At 73.7% G+C, this 16,787-nt stretch carries 14 protein-coding genes; 8 read left to right on the top strand and 6 right to left on the bottom strand.

The window, feature by feature from the left end; all coding sequences use genetic code 11:
• The 3 genes from RBJ77_RS56770 to RBJ77_RS56760 form a co-directional block, all read left to right on the top strand.
• The coding region (locus RBJ77_RS56770; protein WP_372352150.1) for an anti-sigma factor at positions 1-460 on the top strand (460 nt) is incomplete at its 5' end.
• A 126-nt stretch (positions 461-586) separates the two neighbouring features.
• Positions 587-856 carry a hypothetical protein gene (locus RBJ77_RS56765; RefSeq protein WP_255981188.1) on the top strand — a complete coding sequence of 90 codons (270 nt, stop codon included), beginning with the start codon at positions 587-589 and terminating at the stop codon, positions 854-856.
• Between the two features lie 267 nt (positions 857-1,123).
• Positions 1,124-2,854: an amidohydrolase gene (locus RBJ77_RS56760; RefSeq protein WP_372352149.1), complete on the top strand. Its 1,731-nt coding sequence runs from the start codon at positions 1,124-1,126 to the stop codon at positions 2,852-2,854.
• 15 nt (positions 2,855-2,869) lie between these two features.
• Here RBJ77_RS56760 and RBJ77_RS56755 read toward each other — a convergent pair whose 3' ends face one another.
• The gene (locus RBJ77_RS56755; RefSeq protein ID WP_372352148.1) at positions 2,870-3,655 is read right to left on the bottom strand and encodes an ABC transporter permease; all 786 of its coding nucleotides are present in this window, start codon (positions 3,653-3,655) and stop codon (positions 2,870-2,872) included.
• Positions 3,652-4,632, bottom strand: a complete 981-nt coding sequence (locus tag RBJ77_RS56750; RefSeq protein WP_372352147.1) for an ATP-binding cassette domain-containing protein — start codon at positions 4,630-4,632, stop codon at positions 3,652-3,654. Before RBJ77_RS56750 ends, RBJ77_RS56755 begins: the two co-directional genes overlap by 4 nt.
• Positions 4,633-4,695: 63 nt before the next feature.
• Between RBJ77_RS56750 and RBJ77_RS56745 the strand changes: the two genes are divergently transcribed.
• A complete protein-coding gene (locus RBJ77_RS56745) occupies positions 4,696-5,415 on the top strand; it encodes a TetR/AcrR family transcriptional regulator (RefSeq protein WP_372352146.1) in 720 nt (239 codons plus the stop codon).
• Between the two features lie 64 nt (positions 5,416-5,479).
• Here the strand turns inward: RBJ77_RS56745 and RBJ77_RS56740 are convergent, their stop codons facing one another.
• From RBJ77_RS56740 to hmgA, 3 genes are all read right to left on the bottom strand, one after another.
• A complete protein-coding gene (locus RBJ77_RS56740) occupies positions 5,480-6,694 on the bottom strand; it encodes a type ISP restriction/modification enzyme (RefSeq protein WP_372352145.1) in 1,215 nt (404 codons plus the stop codon).
• Between the two features lie 22 nt (positions 6,695-6,716).
• Positions 6,717-7,466 carry a GntR family transcriptional regulator gene (locus tag RBJ77_RS56735; protein ID WP_372352144.1) on the bottom strand — a complete coding sequence of 250 codons (750 nt, stop codon included), beginning with the start codon at positions 7,464-7,466 and terminating at the stop codon, positions 6,717-6,719.
• 259 nt (positions 7,467-7,725) lie between these two features.
• Entirely contained in the window at positions 7,726-9,048 is a 1,323-nt protein-coding gene (hmgA, locus tag RBJ77_RS56730) for a homogentisate 1,2-dioxygenase (protein WP_372352143.1), read from the bottom strand.
• A gap of 148 nt (positions 9,049-9,196) precedes the next feature.
• Between hmgA and RBJ77_RS56725 the strand changes: the two genes are divergently transcribed.
• The 4 genes from RBJ77_RS56725 (at position 9,197) to RBJ77_RS56710 (ending at position 13,139) form a co-directional block, all read left to right on the top strand.
• Positions 9,197-9,712 carry a hypothetical protein gene (locus RBJ77_RS56725; RefSeq protein ID WP_372352142.1) on the top strand — a complete coding sequence of 172 codons (516 nt, stop codon included), beginning with the start codon at positions 9,197-9,199 and terminating at the stop codon, positions 9,710-9,712.
• A gap of 5 nt (positions 9,713-9,717) precedes the next feature.
• Positions 9,718-10,326: a TetR family transcriptional regulator gene (locus tag RBJ77_RS56720; protein ID WP_372352141.1), complete on the top strand. Its 609-nt coding sequence runs from the start codon at positions 9,718-9,720 to the stop codon at positions 10,324-10,326.
• A gap of 160 nt (positions 10,327-10,486) precedes the next feature.
• Complete coding sequence (locus RBJ77_RS56715; protein ID WP_372352140.1) at positions 10,487-11,893, top strand: CitMHS family transporter; 1,407 nt, start codon at positions 10,487-10,489, stop codon at positions 11,891-11,893.
• 4 nt (positions 11,894-11,897) lie between these two features.
• Positions 11,898-13,139: an MFS transporter gene (locus RBJ77_RS56710; protein ID WP_372352139.1), complete on the top strand. Its 1,242-nt coding sequence runs from the start codon at positions 11,898-11,900 to the stop codon at positions 13,137-13,139.
• Positions 13,140-13,497: 358 nt separating this feature from the next.
• On the opposite strand, the gene RBJ77_RS56705 is transcribed toward RBJ77_RS56710, so the two are convergent.
• Complete coding sequence (locus tag RBJ77_RS56705) at positions 13,498-16,779, bottom strand: AAA family ATPase (RefSeq protein WP_372352138.1); 3,282 nt, start codon at positions 16,777-16,779, stop codon at positions 13,498-13,500.
• Positions 16,780-16,787: the final 8 nt, after the last annotated feature.

Raw genomic sequence — 16,787 nt, 5'->3', positions numbered from 1 at the left:
GCTCGTGCCGCTCGCCGCGGGCGCCGCGGTCCTCGCCCTCGTGGCGGCGGTGCTGCTCGGCGTGGAGCTGAGCCGTACTCAGGACCAGCTCGACGCGGGGCGGGCGCGGGCGCGTGAGATCAACCACGTTCTGGCGGCGCCCGATGCGGCCGCCGCGCGCGACGGCGGCCTCTCCGTGGTCGCGTCGGCGTCCCGGGGCGGCGCCGTGATCACCGTCACGGACCTCGCCCCGCCCCCGCCGGGACGCGACCACCAGCTGTGGCTGATGTCCGGCTCCGGAGCCCCGCGTTCCCTCGGTGTGCTGCCCGACAACGGCTCCGACACGCCGTTCCTGGCCTCCGGCTTGACTGCGAGCGCGTCCTCACTCGCTGTCACGACCGAGCCGGACGGCGGCTCGGAGCGGCCCACAACCGCCCCTCTTGTCCAACTCGCCCTGAAATCAGTCGGATTCGGAGAGTAATCGGTGAGAGCGCGTCAACCTCCTTATGAGGGAGGTGAATCCTGCGACCGGGATACACGAGTGTCACGCGGGGGCGATAGGGTTAACCTGCCCGGGCCGGGTGCCCTCGTACGGGTGGGGAGTGACATGGAACAGATAACAGTGCGCAGCAGGCCTCGAGTGCCTGCGATCACCTGCGGGAGCAGCGCGACCAGTTCGCGCCTCGACCGCCATCTCTCGGTGCTCGGCGGCCCCGCCGTCCCGCAGCGCGAGACGGTCGAGGCGACGACGCTGATGCGGGAGCTGACCGCGCGTGACACCGCGCACGAGCGCAGCGGGAGCCGCGCACGGATGCGACGGGTCTCGCTCTTCGCGCCGCTGCGGCGGCTGCGCCGCACGCTGTTCGGCGGCCACTAGGCAAGCCGCCGGCCCAGCAAGGGCTCAGGCCCGCACTCGACCTCCGCGCCGTCCGGCGTACCGCTGCGCATCTTCGCGACCGTCATCCCCACGGCATGCGGCGGGCGCCTCGGCGTGGAGATCGGGTGCGGGCCTTCGCTCGTTGCCTGCGGCTGGCGTAACAGGCTTGTCATGCACGGATGTTGACGGAGCAACCTCCGGGGTCCACTGTGTCGCTTGATCGTCGATGGCCGATACAGCTACACCACCTCACCCCCGGAGGTACGTGTGTGTGACCTGCACGACCAGCACGAGCACAACGCGGCACTGATGGCCGCCGGCCCCCAGCTCAGCAGACGCCGCATCATGCAGCTCCTCGGCGCCGCCGGAGTCACGGCCGCGGCCGTGACCGCCGACGCCGACCCCGCGTCGGCCGCGGCCGACGACACGACGCCGGCCTCCTACCAGGCCCCCGAGGGCCTCGCCGAGGACAGCCCCGCCAAGTCGTCGGCCCTCGCCTGGATCACCTCCAACACCTCCCGGATCACCGGCCTGAACGCCGAGATCTGGGAGCACGCGGAGCTCTCGCTGCGCGAGTGGAACTCCTCGCTCGCCGAGGCCGGGTTCCTCGAACGGGCCGGATTCGACGTGAAGTTCGGCACCGCCGGCTTCCCCACGGCGTTCACCGCGACCTTCACCCACGGCAGCGGCGGCCCGGTCCTCGGCTTCAGCGGCGAGTACGACGCGCTGCCCGGCCTCTCCCAGAACAAGGGCGTCGGACACCACGATCCCCGCGAGTACGTCCACGACCCCTTCGCCCCCGGCTACGGGCCCGGTCACGGCTGCGGGCACAGCGCGCTCGGCACGGCGGCCGCCGCCGCGGCCGCGGCCGTCGCCCAGGCGGCGAAGAAGCACAAGCTGCCCGTCACCGTGAAGTTCTTCGGATCGACCGCCGAGGAGGCGCTGATCGGCAAGACGTACGCGGTCAGCAAGGGCGTGTACGAGGGGCTCGACGCGTTCCTCGACTGGCACCCGTCGACCGCCAACGCGACGGGCTGGGGCTCGACCACGGCCATGACCGCGGTCACCTTCACCTTCCTCGGCGTCGCGGGCCACGGCGGCACCCCGCTCGGCAACAAGTCGGCGCTGGACGCCGCCGTGATGATGGCGACGATGTCGGAGTTCCTGCGCGAGGAGAACCTCGCCCCCTCCGGCCGGCTGCACTGGGTCATCAACAACGGCGGCGACATCCCGAACGTGACCCCGGAGATCGCCGAGATCAGCTACTACGTGCGGGAGGCCAGCCCGGCCCGCGTCCAGGTCCTGCTCGACAAGGTCGTCGCCGTGTCCGAGGCCGCCGCCAAGGCCTCCCAGACGAAGGTCGGGCACCGGATCACGTCGGCCTGCTGGAACCAGCTGCCGTCGAAGTCCTTCGCCGAGCTGCTGCACGAGAACATGCGGCAGATCGGACCGCCCGAATTCCCGGACGATGCCCACCGGCTGGCGAAGGAGCTGCAGGAGTCGCTGGGCCTCCCGCAGCAGGGCATGCACGCCAAGATCGGCGAACTGACGCCGCCCAACCCCGTGTTCATGGGCGGCGGTTCCACCGACGTCGCCGACATCAGCTGGAACGTGCCGACCGTGTCGATGGGGGCCGCGCTCGCGCCGATCGGCACGAAGATGCACACCTGGTCCACCGCCGCCTGCGCCGCGGCGGCACCCGGCCAGGCCGCCGTGGTGGCCGCCGCACGGTATCTGGCGGCGACCGCGGTCGACCTGATCACCCAGCCCGCCCGGCTCAAGGCCATCAAGGACGAGTTCGGGGAGCGCACCAAGGGCGTGCGGTGGAAGACGGCGCTCCCGGCGGGCTACGAACCGCCCATGTACGAGCCGCCCGCCTGGTTCCTGAAGAAGACCGGCCAGAAGTGGCCGCCGGACAACATCACCTGGCCGCCGCAGCGGATCGTGTCGCAGGAGAAGTTCTCCTCGCTCGGCCCCGAACCGGCGCCCCAGACCTGAGGCGCCGCGTGCCGCTCACCGCCCGGCGTTCGCGTACCGGCGGACGGCGAGCGGCACGCACACCGCGAGCAGCACCGCGCACCAGGCCAGCGAACCGGCCACCGGATGCGTCACCGGCCACGCCGCACCGTGCGGCACCGGCGCGTTGCCGAACAGCTCGCGCACCGCCGTGGCCACCGCGCTGATCGGGTTCCACTCGGCGACCGTGCGCACCCACCCGGGCATGCCGTCGGTCGGGATGTACGCGTTCGAGAGCAGCGGCAGCATGAACGTCGCACTGCCCAGCTGTCCCGCCGCCTCCTCGCTCCGCGAGACGAGCCCGAACAGGATCCCGACCCACGTCGTCGCGAACCGGAAGAGGAGCAGCAGGCCGAACGCGCCGAGCGCGCCCGGCGCCCCGCCCTCGATCCGCCAGCCCATCGCGAGCCCCACCAGGACCAGCGGCACCAGCCCGGCCGCGGTGGTCAGCAGGTCCGCCACGGCCTGCCCGAGCGGTACCGCCGCCCGGCTCATCGGCAGCGTCCTGAACCGGTCCATGACGCCGCGGTGCGAGTCCTGGGCGGCCGTGAACATCCCGGTCATGATCCCGTTGGCCGCCGTCGCCACCAGCATGCCCGGCACCAGGAACGCCCGGTAGTCCGAGCCCGGCATGGCCAGCGCGCTGCCGAAGACGTAGCCGAAGAACAGCAGGAACACGATCGGCATCGTCTGCGTCATGACCAGGATCGCCGGGGCGTGCCGGATCCGCTGGAGATGACGGCCGAGCACGGCGGTGCCGTCGTACAGGATCGCGGTGCTCATGCGGCGGCCTCCTCGGGGGCGGGGCGGGTGACGGTGAGGCGCAGGAACACCTCGTCGAGCGTGGGCGGGCGCAGCGTCGCGTCCAGCAACGGCACGCCGGCCGCGTCGAGTTCACGGACGACCCGGGGCAGCGTGACGGCCGGGTCGAGCACGACCGCGCCGACGGTGCGGCGCTCCGGGTCCACCCGCGGGCGGGCGCCGGTGAGCTGGTCGAGGACGACCGCGGCCGCGTGCAGCGCCGGCTCGCCCGCGCCCTCGGGGACCACGATCTCCGCGTAGTGGCCGATCTGTGCCTTCAGCTCGGCGGGGGTGCCGGAGTGGGCGGCCCGGCCGCCGTCGATCAGCACGACGTCGTCGGCCAGCCGGTCGGCCTCCTCCAGGTACTGCGTCGTCAGCAGCACGGTCGTGCCCTCCCCGGCCAGCTCGCGGACGGCCTCCCAGATGCCGTTCCTGCTGTGCGGGTCGAGGCCGGTCGTCGGCTCGTCGAGGAAGAGGACCGCGGGCCGGGTGAGCAGGCTCGACGCGAGGTCGAGGCGCCTGCGCAGCCCGCCCGACAGGGTGCGGGCCGGCCGGTCGGCGGCCGTCGCGAGACCGAACCGGTCGAGGAGTTCGTCGGCACGGTCGCGCGGCGCCCGCAGCAGCCGGGCGAACAGGCGCAGGTTCTCCCGGCCGGTGAGGTCGCCGTCGACCGACGCGTACTGGCCGGTGACCCCGATGCTGCGGCGGACCGCGTCGGCGTCGGTGGTGATGTCGTGGCCCGCGACACGCGCGGTGCCGGCGTCCGGTCGCAGCAGCGTGGTGAGCAGCCGGACCGCGGTCGTCTTGCCCGCCCCGTTCGGCCCGAGCAGACCGCAGACCGTCCCCTCGCGCACCGCCAGATCGAGACCGCGCAGGGCGTGCACCGTCTTCGCCGGATCGTTCCGTGGGCCGAACCGCTTCTCCAGACCTTCACTAAGTACAGCGTACGTAGAAGTCATGGCGCCACCGTAGCGCACTACGTACGGTGTACGTAACTAGGATGGTGCGCGAGGTGATGATCCATGGCGGGCCGAGCGGCCGAACCAGAAGTGATCTGGGCGCGCCCCGAGCGCACCGGACGTGGCCCACGGCCCGCGCACAGCAGGGCCGACATCGCGGCCGCCGCCGTGCGGGTCGCCGACGCCGAGGGCATCGACGCGGTCTCCATGCGGAAGATCGCCGGTGAGCTGGGCATGGGCACGATGTCGCTGTACAACTACGTGCCGCGCAAGGAGGACCTGTACGAGCTGATGGTCGACGCCGTCAGCGCCGAGTACGCCTACCCGGAGCCGACCGGCGACTGGCGGGCCGACGTGCTCGGACTCGCCCGGCAGGCGCGGGCTCTCATGCACCGGCACCCGTGGCTGCCGGGCCTGATGTCACCGGTGTACGGCTTCAGCCCCAACGCCCTGCGGTACCTGGAGTACTGCATGACCTGCCTGGACCCGCTCGACGCCCCGTACGGCACCAAGATGGAACTGGTCGCCGCCGTGACGAGCGTGGTGACCACCTACGTCGCCAACGAGATCGCCACGGCCGAGCGCACCCGGTCCCTGCCGTGGAGCGCCGAGCGGGAACAGGCCGTGCGGATCGCCTACTTGGGCGGCCAGGTGGCCTCGGGCAAGTATCCGCGCCTCGCCGCCGCCTTCGCCGAGGACTCCGGGCCCATCGACCTGGAGGCCGTGTTCGAGCGGGCCCTGGCGCGCACCCTGGACGGCTTCGCGGGGCCCGCGCCCGCCTGACCACGCCCCCTGACGTTCCGAGGAAGGGGCGTTCAGGGGAAGGGACGTTCAGGGGAAGGGACGTTCAGAGGAGGGCGAACTGGCCGCCGGGGCCCTCCTCGTGGTGGTCCAGGACCGACGCCGGACGGCGGGCGGACTCCGGGACCGGCAGGATCCGGGCCCGGCGCAGCTCGGCCGGAGTGACGGGCTCGGCCCCGAGCGAAGCCCGCAACTCGTCCTGCAGCGGGCGCAGTTCGGCCAGCAGCGCCAGCGCCGTGACCAGTTCGAGCAGCTCCGACGTCCACGCCTGCGGCCAGGTCGCCGGACGCACGGCCGACAGCGTGCCCGGCTCGCCCCGCGCGGTGCGCCGCCCGAACCACTGCTCCAGGACCCGGACCCCGCCGACGTGGAAGTCCCAGGCCGCCGCGGGCACCGGGGAGATGCGTCCGTCGCCGACCAGGAGTGCCTCCTCGTCCCGGTCGTAGAGCAGCTCGGCCGGACGGTCCGGCAGCGGCGCCCGCACGTACGGCCGCCGCCCGCCGGGCAGCTTGGGACGCTCGGCGCCCTCCCCGCGACGCTGCAACCACAGCGCGCGGCGGCCCAGTTCGACGCCGCGCGCCCACACGTCCGGATCCGCGGTCAGCGGCACCCGGCAGCCCGCCGCGTCCCGGACGGCCACGGCCAGGATCCACGCGAGCAGGTCCTCGGCCCGCACCTCGGTGTCGTACGTCCCGGACAGGTGCGTGAGCAGACCGGGCGCCACGTTCGGCTCCGCGCCGTCCGGGCGCCGGTACAGCGGGCGGATCCGGCCCGGCCGGCCGGCGGGGGAGCGGCCCTCGGGGAGGACCGCGCAGGCCAGCACGGCGGGGCCGCCGCCCTCGGGCACGTACCCCTGCTCCACCAGGAACAGCTGGCGCGCGTCCGCCACCCGCCACAACTCGGGGCGGGCCGCGTCGATCAGCCGCTGGTCGGGGATGAGCCACTGCTCGTCGAACGGCCCGTGCAGCACCCGCACCGGCTCGGGGCACGGCCCCGCGGCCTGCGCCAGCGGTTCGGTGCCCGCCCGCTGACCGGGGAGCTGGGCCGCCGCCGCGTGCAGCGTCCGGACCCGGGACGGTTCGAGCAGCGCCTCCCGCTCGGCCGGCTCCGACCGTACGAAGGAGTCCCAACGCGCCCTGAGGGACGCGGCGTCCGGCGCGACGGGCCAGGACCGGCCCAGACGCAGCGGGGCGACGGACCACGGCATGAGGTCCGCCAGCGGCAGGGCATCGGTGAGCCGGTCGTTCGTCACGCCCGGCATCGTACGTCCCCGGCCCGCGCGCTCAATCGGCGTCCAGCGTCACCGTGAAGGAGAACCGGTCCCCGCGGTAGTGGATGACCGCCACGTCCAGGACCCGCCCCTCCTCGTCGTACGTGATGCCGGTGTAGTGCAGGATCGGGCTCAGCAACGGCACCTCCAGGAGCCGGGCCGTCTCCGGGTCCGCGAGGCGCGCCTCCACCGAGTCCGTGATCCGGCTGATCCGCACGCCGACGACGTCCCGCAGCACCTTCGTCATCGGCCAGCGCGCCAGATCGTCCAGGTCGATCTGCTCGCCCAGCTCGGGGCGCACGTAGTTGCGGGCGTGGTTCGTCGGCTCGCCGGTCTTCTCGTCGGAGCGCAGCCGGTGGTACGCCGCGACGGTGTCGGCCCCGGGGAACAGCTCCGCGTACGCCACCGGGACCGGGGCCGGGCCGTGGTCCAGCAGCTCCGTCGTCATGCCGGACTGCTGCGCCACGATCGCGTCGACGGACCCCAGCAGGCGGACCGGGGCGCTCTGCCGCACGTCCGGTTCGATGAAGGTGCCGCGGCGCCGGTGCCGGGTGATCAGCCCCTCGTCCTCCAGCTCCTTCAGGGCCTGCCGCATCGTGAGCACGGAGACTCCGTAGTGGCCCGCGAGCTGTTCCTCGGTGGGGAGGCGGAGGGGGTCGTGCGGGGATCTGCCGAGTATGGAGGCGCGCAGGGACTGCGACACCTGATACCAGAGCGGCAACTTGCGGTTCAGGACGATCGAGTCCGGGGCGAATGACGTCACGGGTTATCCGTATCGGTCGGGGGGCCTTGACGCAATGTGGCGGCGGGGGTGGGCACCTTCTGGTCTGCCGGGTTCCGGTGCGGTGGGCGGGTGCTCCCCGGTGGGGGCTGGTCGCGCAGTTCCCCGCGCCCCTGGAAGGCATGCGCTGACGCGCAGCCTTCAACGGGTCGCCCCAGGGGCGCGGGGAACTGCGCGAGAAGCCCCACCGGCCCGCGGACGCCAGTGCTCCGAACCCGGCGGACGCCGAAGCGCATCCCGGTCACCCCCGGAAGTGCCGCTCCAGACCCCGCCACACCTCGTCGTACCCCCGCTGCAGATGCCCGGCCCGCTCAGCCTGCGGAGCAAGCACCACGGGCCACCGCGTCTCGAACATGAACGCAAGACCGTCGTCCACCTTGGCCGGCTTCAGCTCGGCCGCGCTCGCGCGATCGAACGTCTCCCGGTCGGGCCCGTGCGCCGACATCATGTTGTGCAGCGAGCCGCCGCCCGGCACGAAGCCCTCCGCCTTCGCGTCGTAGGCCCCCTCGATGAGCCCCATGTACTCGCTCATCACGTTCCGGTGGAAGTACGGCGGGCGGAACGTGTCCTCGCCCACCAGCCAGCGCGGCGCGAAGACGACGAAGTCGACTCCCGCGAGACCGGGGGTGTCGGACGGGGACGTCAGCACCGTGAAGATCGACGGGTCCGGGTGGTCGTAGGAGATCGTCCCGATGACGTTGAAGCGGCGCAGGTCGTACACGTACGGGACGTGATTGCCGTGCCAGGCCACGACGTCCAGCGGGGAGTGGTCGTACGTCGCGGTCCAGAGGTTGCCGCAGTACTTGTTCACCACCTCCACCGCGTCCTCCGCGTCCTCCGCGTCCTCGTACGCGGCGACCGGGGCCCGGAAGTCCCGTGCGTTCGCCAGGCCGTTGGCGCCGATCGGGCCGAGGTCGGGCAGCTGGAACGGCGCGCCGTAGTTCTCGCACACGTACCCGCGGGCCGTCCCGTCCAGGAGCTCCACGCGGAAGCGGACGCCGCGCGGGACCAGCGCCACCTCGCCCGGCGCCACCGCCAGCAGCCCGAACTCCGTGCGCAGCAGCAGCCCGCCGAGCTCCGGGACGATCAGCAGCTCGCCGTCGGCGTCGCTGAACACCCGGTCGGTCATCGAGGAGTTGGCGTGGTAGAGGTGCACGGCCATGCCGGTGCGCTGCGTCGCGTCGCCGTTGCCGCCGAGCGTCCACAGGCCCGCCAGCCAGTCCGTGCCGGGCGCCGGGTCCGGCAGCGGGTTCCAGCGGCGGCGGTTCGGGTCGGGCACCGTCTCGTGGAACGGCGCCGTGCGGACCCCGAGGTTGTCGCCGCGGGTGAACTCCGGGTGCGCCGCCGACGGACGGATCCGGTACAGCCACGAACGCCGGTTGTGGGCGCGCGGCTCGGTGAACGCGCTGCCGCTGAGCTGCTCCGCGTACAGGCCGAGCGGGGCGCGCTGCGGAGAGTTCCGTCCCTCGGGCAGGGCCCCGGGCACGGCCTCCGACGCGTGCTCGTTGCCGAAGCCCGTCAGATAGGTGAGGCCTTCGGCCGTCTTGCGAACGTCCCCGCTCATCATCGCTCCCTCGTCAATGATTCCTATGGACAACCGTAGGATTCACGGGCACCCCGCGCAAGAGGTACGCCGCAGGGCCACCCCCGCGGGGTGCGGCTCCTCCCCGAGAGGGATCCGCAGACGTGAACAGTCCTCTACTGTCCCGGGCATGCTGAGGACGCCGCCGGGCCGACGAATCGCCGCCGCCCTCCTCGCGTGCGCCCTCGTCACGGGCCTCGCCGGCTGCGGCTCCGACGACGGGGGACCGCGCCAGGTCGGCACGGTCCTCGACCGCACCGACGACGAGGGCCACCGGTTCCGGCAGATCCCCGAGGAGGACGCCCCGGAGGTCGGCGTCGTCGTCACCCCGGACGGGAGCCGGGACGGCGGCTGGGACATCCGCATCCGGGTCCGCCACTTCCGGCTCAGCCCGGCGGGCACCCCGTCCCGCGCCGAGCACGGCCGCGGCTACGCCCGGCTCTACCTCGACGGCAGGCGTCTGGCCGTGCTGCGCGCGACCGGCCACCACCTCGACGGCCGCCGGCTCAGCCGCGGCACCCACCAGCTCACCGCCCGGCTCTTCGCCGACGACCACACCGTGTGGGCGGTCGACGGCACCCCGGTCGAGGCCACCGCCGACCTCACCGCGTCCGGCGCCGAGACCGCGTCCCCGGCCGTAGGGTGATCGGCATGCCTCCACCGACGCCCTTGCGCCGCACGCCCGTTCAGCAGCGCAGCGCCGAGCGACTGGCCCGGATCCTCGACGCCTGCGCGGGACTCCTCGACGAAGCCGGCTACGACGAGCTGAGCACCCGCGCCGTCGCCATCCGCGCCGACGTCCCCATCGGCTCGGTCTACCGCTTCTTCAGCAACAAGCGGGCCATGGTCGACGCCCTGGCCCAGCGCAACCTGGAGCGCTACGCGGAGCGGGTGCGCGAGCGGCTCGGCGCGCTCCCGGCCGACGACTGGCGGGGCGCGATGGACGCGATCCTCGACGAGTACCTCGCCATGAAGCGCACCGCCCCCGGCTTCTCCCTCGTCGACTTCGGCACCCAGATCCCGGTGGGCGCACCCGACGCCGACCCCAACCACCGCGTCGCCGACACCCTCACCGACCTCCTCGCCCCCCACCTCGGCCGCACCCCCGACCCCACCCTGCGCCGCACGTTCCTGGTCGCCGTCGAGTCCGCCGACGCCCTGGTCCGCCTCGCCTTCCGGCTCGACCCGGCGGGCGACGGGCCGATCATCGAGGAGACGCGGGCGCTGCTGCGGGCGTACCTGGCGCGCGTCCTGGACTGAACCCGTCGGCCCCAACGCTGTGACCTGGAGTTTTGCGCTTATTGCTCACGCGTCAACATCTTGTTAACGCAAATGGACGGGCCCTAACGTCTCGCTGACCGCCATCCCCGAGTGGGAGTTCAACGGCGAACTTCAACGGCGAACGGATAGGAACCCACCCATGCTGACGATCCTCGGATTCGTCATGATCGCCACCTTCCTGGTGCTGATCATGATGAAGAAGGTGTCGCCGATCGCGGCGCTCGTGCTCATCCCCGCACTGTTCTGCGTGCTGGTGGGCAAGGGGGCCCACCTCGGCGACTACGTCATCGCCGGCATCGGCGACCTGGCGCCCACCGCCGCGATGCTGATGTTCGCGATCGTCTACTTCGGCGTGATGATCGACGTCGGCCTCTTCGACCCGATCGTCCGCGGCATCCTGAAGTTCGCCAAGGCCGACCCGGTGCGGATCGTCGTCGGCACCGCCGTGCTCGCCGCGATCGTCTCCCTCGACGGCGACGGCTCCACCACCTTCATGATCACCGTCTCGGCGATGTACCCGCTGTACAAGCGCCTGAAGATGAGCCTCGTCGTGATGACCGGTGTCGCCGCGACCGCCAACGGCGTCATGAACACCCTGCCCTGGGGCGGCCCCACGGCCCGCGCCGCCACCGCGCTCAAGCTCGACGCCAGCGACATCTTCGTGCCGATGATCCCGGCGCTCGCCGTGGGCCTCGTCTTCGTCTTCGTCCTCGCGTACGTCCTCGGCCGTCGTGAGCGCAAGCGCCTCGGGTATCTCTCGCTGGACGAGGTCACCGAGACCGTGACCGAGACCGCCGACGAGAAGGTCCTGGTCGGCGCGGGCGGCGGCCCGGCCTCCGGCAAGGCGGCCACCGGCGGCGGCGACCACGCGGCGCCCTCCTTCGAGAACGAGGACGGCGAGACGTTCGCGGGCCTCGACCCGAACCGCGCCACGCTCCGCCCCAAGCTCTACTGGTTCAACGCGCTCCTGACGGTCACCCTGCTCACCGCCATGATCATGGAGTGGCTGCCGATCCCGGTCCTCTTCATGCTCGGCGCCGCCCTCGCCCTCTCCGTCAACTACCCGCACATGCCCGACCAGAAGGCGCGCATCGGCGCCCACGCCGAGAACGTCCTCAACGTCTCCGGCATGGTCTTCGCCGCCGCCGTCTTCACCGGCGTCCTCCAGGGCACCGGCATGGTCGACCACATGGCCGAGTGGGTCGTCGGCGGCATCCCCGACTGGATGGGCCCGCACATGGCCCTCGTCACCGGCGTCCTGTCGATCCCCTTCACGTACTTCATGTCGAACGACGGCTTCTACTTCGGCATCGTGCCGGTCCTCTCCGAGGCCGGCGCCGCGCACGGCGTCTCCTCCCTGGAGATCGCCCGCGCCTCGCTCGTCGGCCAGCCGCTGCACATGTCCAGCCCGCTGGTGCCCGCCGTCTACGTCCTCGTGGGCATGGCCAAGGTCGAGTTCGGCGACCACACCAAGTTCACCGTGAAATGGGCCGCCCTGACCGCCCTCGTCGTCCTCGGCGCCGGCTTCCTCTTCGGGATCCTGTGACCCCGTGACGACCGTCTCCCGCGGCTGGCTGCTGCGCCTCGTCATCGCCTTCGCCTTCGCGCAGGGGGCGGTGTCGATGGCGCGGCCCGCCGTGTCCTACCGGGCCCTCGCGCTCGGCGCCGACGAGCGTGCCGTCGGCGTCATCGCGGGGGTCTACGCCCTGCTCCCGCTCTTCGCCGCCGTCCCGCTCGGCCGCCGCACCGACCACGGCCGGTGCGCCCCGCTGCTGCCCGTCGGCGTCGTCCTCATCGCGGGCGGCTGCGCGCTCAGCGGCACGGCCGGCTCCCTCACTTGGATGGCGGCGTGGAGCGGGGTGATGGGGCTCGGCCACCTCTGCTTCGTCATCGGCGCCCAGTCGATCGTCGCCCGCCAGTCCGCGCCGGACGAACAGGACCGCAACTTCGGCCACTTCACCATCGGCGCCTCCCTGGGCCAGCTCGTCGGCCCGATCGCCGCGGGCGCGGTCATCGGCGGCCCCGACATGGCGGGCACCAGCGCACGGGCGCTGATCGTCTCGGCGGGCGTCTGCGTGGTCGCCTGCACCACGCTGTGGCGCATCGAGTCCCGTCGTACGCCGACGAGTTCCGGTACGGGCAAGGACACGCCCCGCGTCCCCGTCCACCGCATCCTGCGCACCCGTGGCGTCCCCGGCGGCATCTTCATCAGCCTCGCCGTGCTCTCGGCCACGGACATCCTCACGGCGTACCTCCCCGTCGTCGGCGAGCACCGGGGGATCGCGCCGTCCGTGATCGGTGTCCTGCTGAGCCTGCGCGCGGGCGCCACGATCGCCTGCCGGCTGGTCATGACCCCGCTCATCGACTGGCTGGGCCGATCCCTCCTGATCGCCACGACGTGCCTGCTCGCCGCGGTGCTGTGCGCGGCGATCGCCCTTCCGGTGCCCGTGTGGGCGCTGGCCGTGATCCTGGTCCTGCTCGGTTTCTGCCTGGGGGTGGGCCAGCCCCTGTCGATGACCACGGTCGTCCAGGCGTCGCCGCCCGATGCCCGTTCCACGGCCCTGGCGCTGCGCCTCACCGGCAATCGTCTCGGGCAGGTGGCGGCGCCTGCCTCCGCGGGGCTGATCGCGGGGGTGGCGGGTACGGCGGCCCCGTTCGTCATGCTGGGTGCGTTGCTGCTGTTGGCGTCCGGCCTGGGCGCACGCGGCGGGGCCCGCCCCCGCGTCTCGCCCTCTCCGGGTGCCCGAGTGCGCCCCGGCGGTCGCCGCCCGCGCAGTTCCCCGCGCCCCTGAAGGCACGGCTCCGCGCCGTGGCCGAGACTCTTGGTCCGCCGCCTGCGGGCCGGTGGGGCTTCTCGCGCAGTTCCCCGCGCCCCTAGAAGCACGGCTGTTCGCCGTGGCGGAGTCTCCCTGTTTGCCGAGTGCGGGCTGGTGGGGCTTCTCGCGCAGTTCCCCGCGCCCCTGAAGGCATGCGCTGCGCGCAGCCTTCACCCCGTCGGGGAGATGTCGCACCGAAGGTGCACATCTCAGGGGCGCGGGGAACTGCGCGCCCAGCCCCCACCGGACCTGTAGACAAAGTCGGTCTTTCAGGGGCGCGGGGAACTGCGCGAGAAGCCCCACCGGACCTGTAGAAGGCAGCGGACGGTCGGAGTTACGGTGCCCAACCCGCCACCCCGAAACGGGCCCGCGCCCCCCGCACCCGCGCAACCCCCGCCGGATAGGGCAGCGCGGAGGCCAGCGCCTCCGCACGGTCCAGTACCCCGCCCTCCCGAGCGGCCGCGCCGAGCACGGCCCGCGCCTCCACCTCCGCGAGCCGCTCCCCGGCCCCCACCGCCCGCTCGATCTCCGCCGCGGCGATCGCACGAGCCGACTCCCGCCGCCCGGCGTGGAGTTCGGCCCACGCGGCGAGCACCGGCGCCTCCCCAGCGGGCAGCAGTGCCACGACCCGCTCGGGCCGCCCCTGGAGCAGGGCGAGTTCGGCGCGGGCGGTGCGCACCTCGAAGTGGGCCTGCCGGTCCGCCCCGGCCAGCCGCTCCGCCCGGTCGAGCAACGGCTCGGCCCGCCCGGCCGCCCCGTCCCGCATCCGTACCCTGGCCAGCGCCGCGAGCGCGTACGGCAACGACCACGCGTCGCCCGCCTCCACCCCCGCGACGGCCGCCTCCGCCAGCTCCCGCGCCTCGTCGAACTCGCACAGCAGCAACCGCAGTTCGGCCAGATTGGCCCGCTCGAACGCGGCGGCGGTCGGATCGCCCGACTCCTCCGCGAGCCCGAGGGCGCGCCGCCCCGTGGCGACGGCCTCGCGCAGCCGCCCCTCGCGGCGCGCGTTCTCCCGCAGCACGGACAGCACGGAACCGAGCAGCGCCGAGTCCCCGTACGCCTCGGCGGGCGCCAGCGCCAGAGCGGCGGCCTCCCGGGCCTCGCGGAACCGTCCGGCGAGCGCCAGGTTCGTGGCCTGCCCCGCGTGGCAGCGCGCGATCAGCCCCTGCCCGGTGACGCCGGGCACGCGCAGCGCGGCGGCCAGCGCCTGCCGGGCGGCCGCGTACCCGTCCTCGTACGCGCCCTGCACGCCGAGGGCGACGGAGCGGGCGAGGAAGTGGGCGGCCGTCGGCTCGGGGCCGGTCTCCCCGGCCGGGCCGTGCCGGTGCAGCAGCGTGAGGGCCGCCGCCGGGTTCTCGGCCTTGACGAGGGTCTCGGCGAGCCGGGCGGCCGCGAGCACGGTGTCGTCGTGGTCGCCGCGCCGCACGAACTCGGCGAGCGCGAGCCGCAGCACGTCGGCCGCCTGCCCGAAGTGGCCCATGCGGCGCAGCACTTGGGCGTGTGCGAGCCGGGCCCGGGCGGCGTCCACGTCGAGCCGGGCGACGAGGTCGCGGTAGTAGCGGTCGGCGGTGTCGTTGGCGTAGACGGCGGCGGCCCGCTCGGCGGCGCGGTGCAGGTACTCGGCCGCGCGCGGGTCGTCGGCGCGCGCGAAGTGCGAGGCGAGGGTGTCGACGGCGTCCGGGCGGCGGCGCAGCACCGTCTGCGCGAACGCGGCGTGCAGCTGCTGTCGCCGTACGACCGTCAGCTGCTCGTAGCAGGTGAGACGGACCAGCGGGTGGCGGAAGGCGAGCCCGGCCTCCGCCCGGCCCGCGACCACGACCTGCCGCTCCTCCACGAGGGCGACGGCGATGGCGGCCTCCAGGGCGTCGGCGGCGGCCGCCGCGTCGAGCGCGGGCCGCAGTCCGTGCGCGGCGACGTCGAGGAGCTCGGGCAGCGCGGCCTCGCCGCCCGCGACCGACAGCGCCTCCACGACCCGCCGCGTGTCCCGGTCCAGTCGTGCGAGCCGCTCGCCCACCAACTGCCGTACGCCGTCGGGGGCTTCGTCCGTGAAGGGGCCGCGGGCCAGTTCCAGGGCGAACAGCGGGTTGCCCAGCGAGAGCTGCCAGACACGGTCGAGCCCGTCGTCCGGCGTGCCCGCGTCGCGCACCACGGCCCGGCACGCGTCCCGGTCGAGCCGCCCCAACTCCTCGCGCACGGCGAGCCGTTGACGTTGCAGCGCGGCCAGCGCGAAGCGTCGCGGGTCGCCCTCGGGGACCTCTTCCTCGCGGTAGGTCACCAGGAAGCGCAGGGCGCCTTCACCCCGCCGCGCCAGATGGCTCAGCAGCTGGAACGAGCCCTCGTCGGCGGCGTGCAGGTCATCGAGGATCACCCACACCGGCCGGGTCGCGCAGACCTCGCCGAGCAGTCCGGACGCCGCCCGGAACAGCCGGTCCCGCTCCTCCTCCGGACTGCGCTCGCCGTCGGCCCGCACCCGCCCCAGCGACGGGAGGAACGCGGCCAGTTCGGGATACTCGGCGCCGACCTGGGCGCGCTCGGCCGCGTCCCACTCGGCCAGCCAGCCGTCGAGGGCCTCCGCGAACGCCCCGTACGGCGTGCGCCCCTCCGCGTCGTGCCCGCCGCCCCACAGCACGGCAGCCCCGTCCGCGGCGGCCCGCCGGGCGACCTCGCCGACCAGGCACGTCTTGCCGATCCCGGCCTCGCCGGTGAGCAGGGTGACCGGCGGCCCGTCCGCCGCGAGCAGCCGGGAGAGAACGTTGTCACGGCCGCGCAGCGGCGCCGCCGCCGGGGCCCGCAGGAGCGCCGGGAGCGAGGGCGCGGAGGAGGCGGTGGCGGGCGCGGTGTCCAGGGCGGCCCGGTGCAGCCGCTCGGTCTCGGGCCCCGGGCGCACCCCGAGTTCGGCGTCGAGGGCGGCCCGGCACAGGTGGTACTGCTGCACGGCCCGGCGCCGCAGCCCCTGGCGCAGACAGGCCTCGATGACGATGCGGTGGGCCAGCTCCTCGGCGGGGCTCACGGCAAGGACCTGCTCGGCGACCCCGATCGCCTCGGCCGGTGACCCCTGGGCCATGTGCGCGGCGGCGAGCGCGAGGAGCACCTCCTCGCGCAGAGCCGCCAGGTGCTCGCGGCGGGTCTGGGCCCAGCTCGCGTACCGGTCCTCGGGCAGCAGCTCCCCCGTGAACCGGCCCAGCGCCGCCGCCAGTTCGCCGGGCCGCCCGGAGGCGAGCGCGGCCCGCGCCGCCGCCTCGGCCTCGTCCGCGTCGATCCGTACGGTGGCCGGATCGAGACGTATCAGGGCGCCGTCGGTTATCAGGTACGAGGAGGAGGCGCGCGGCGCGAGTTCGGGTTCCAGGGCACGGCGCGCGGCGTGCAGGGCGACGCGCAGACTGCCGGTCGCCGAGTGCGGATCGGCGTCGGGCCAGCAGATGTCCATCGCCTGCTCGCGGTGGAGCTGGTGATCGGGGACCACGGCGAGGAGCTTCACGAGGGTCTGGGCGCTGGGGCGGGCCCAGCGCTCGGCGGGCGCGGGGCCGCCGTCACGAGTCGCCGCAAAGCCGCCAAAAAGGTGCAGACGCAGCAGTGGAGTGGCCGAATTCGTGCTGTCAGTCCGCTGCTTGCTCATGAGGGCGC

The organism is Streptomyces sp. KL116D, from assembly GCF_030766975.1.
Lineage (GTDB): Bacteria > Actinomycetota > Actinomycetes > Streptomycetales > Streptomycetaceae > Streptomyces > Streptomyces longispororuber_A.
The sequence above is the reverse complement of the archived record's forward strand: the minus strand, read 5'-3'. Positions and strand labels throughout refer to the sequence as shown.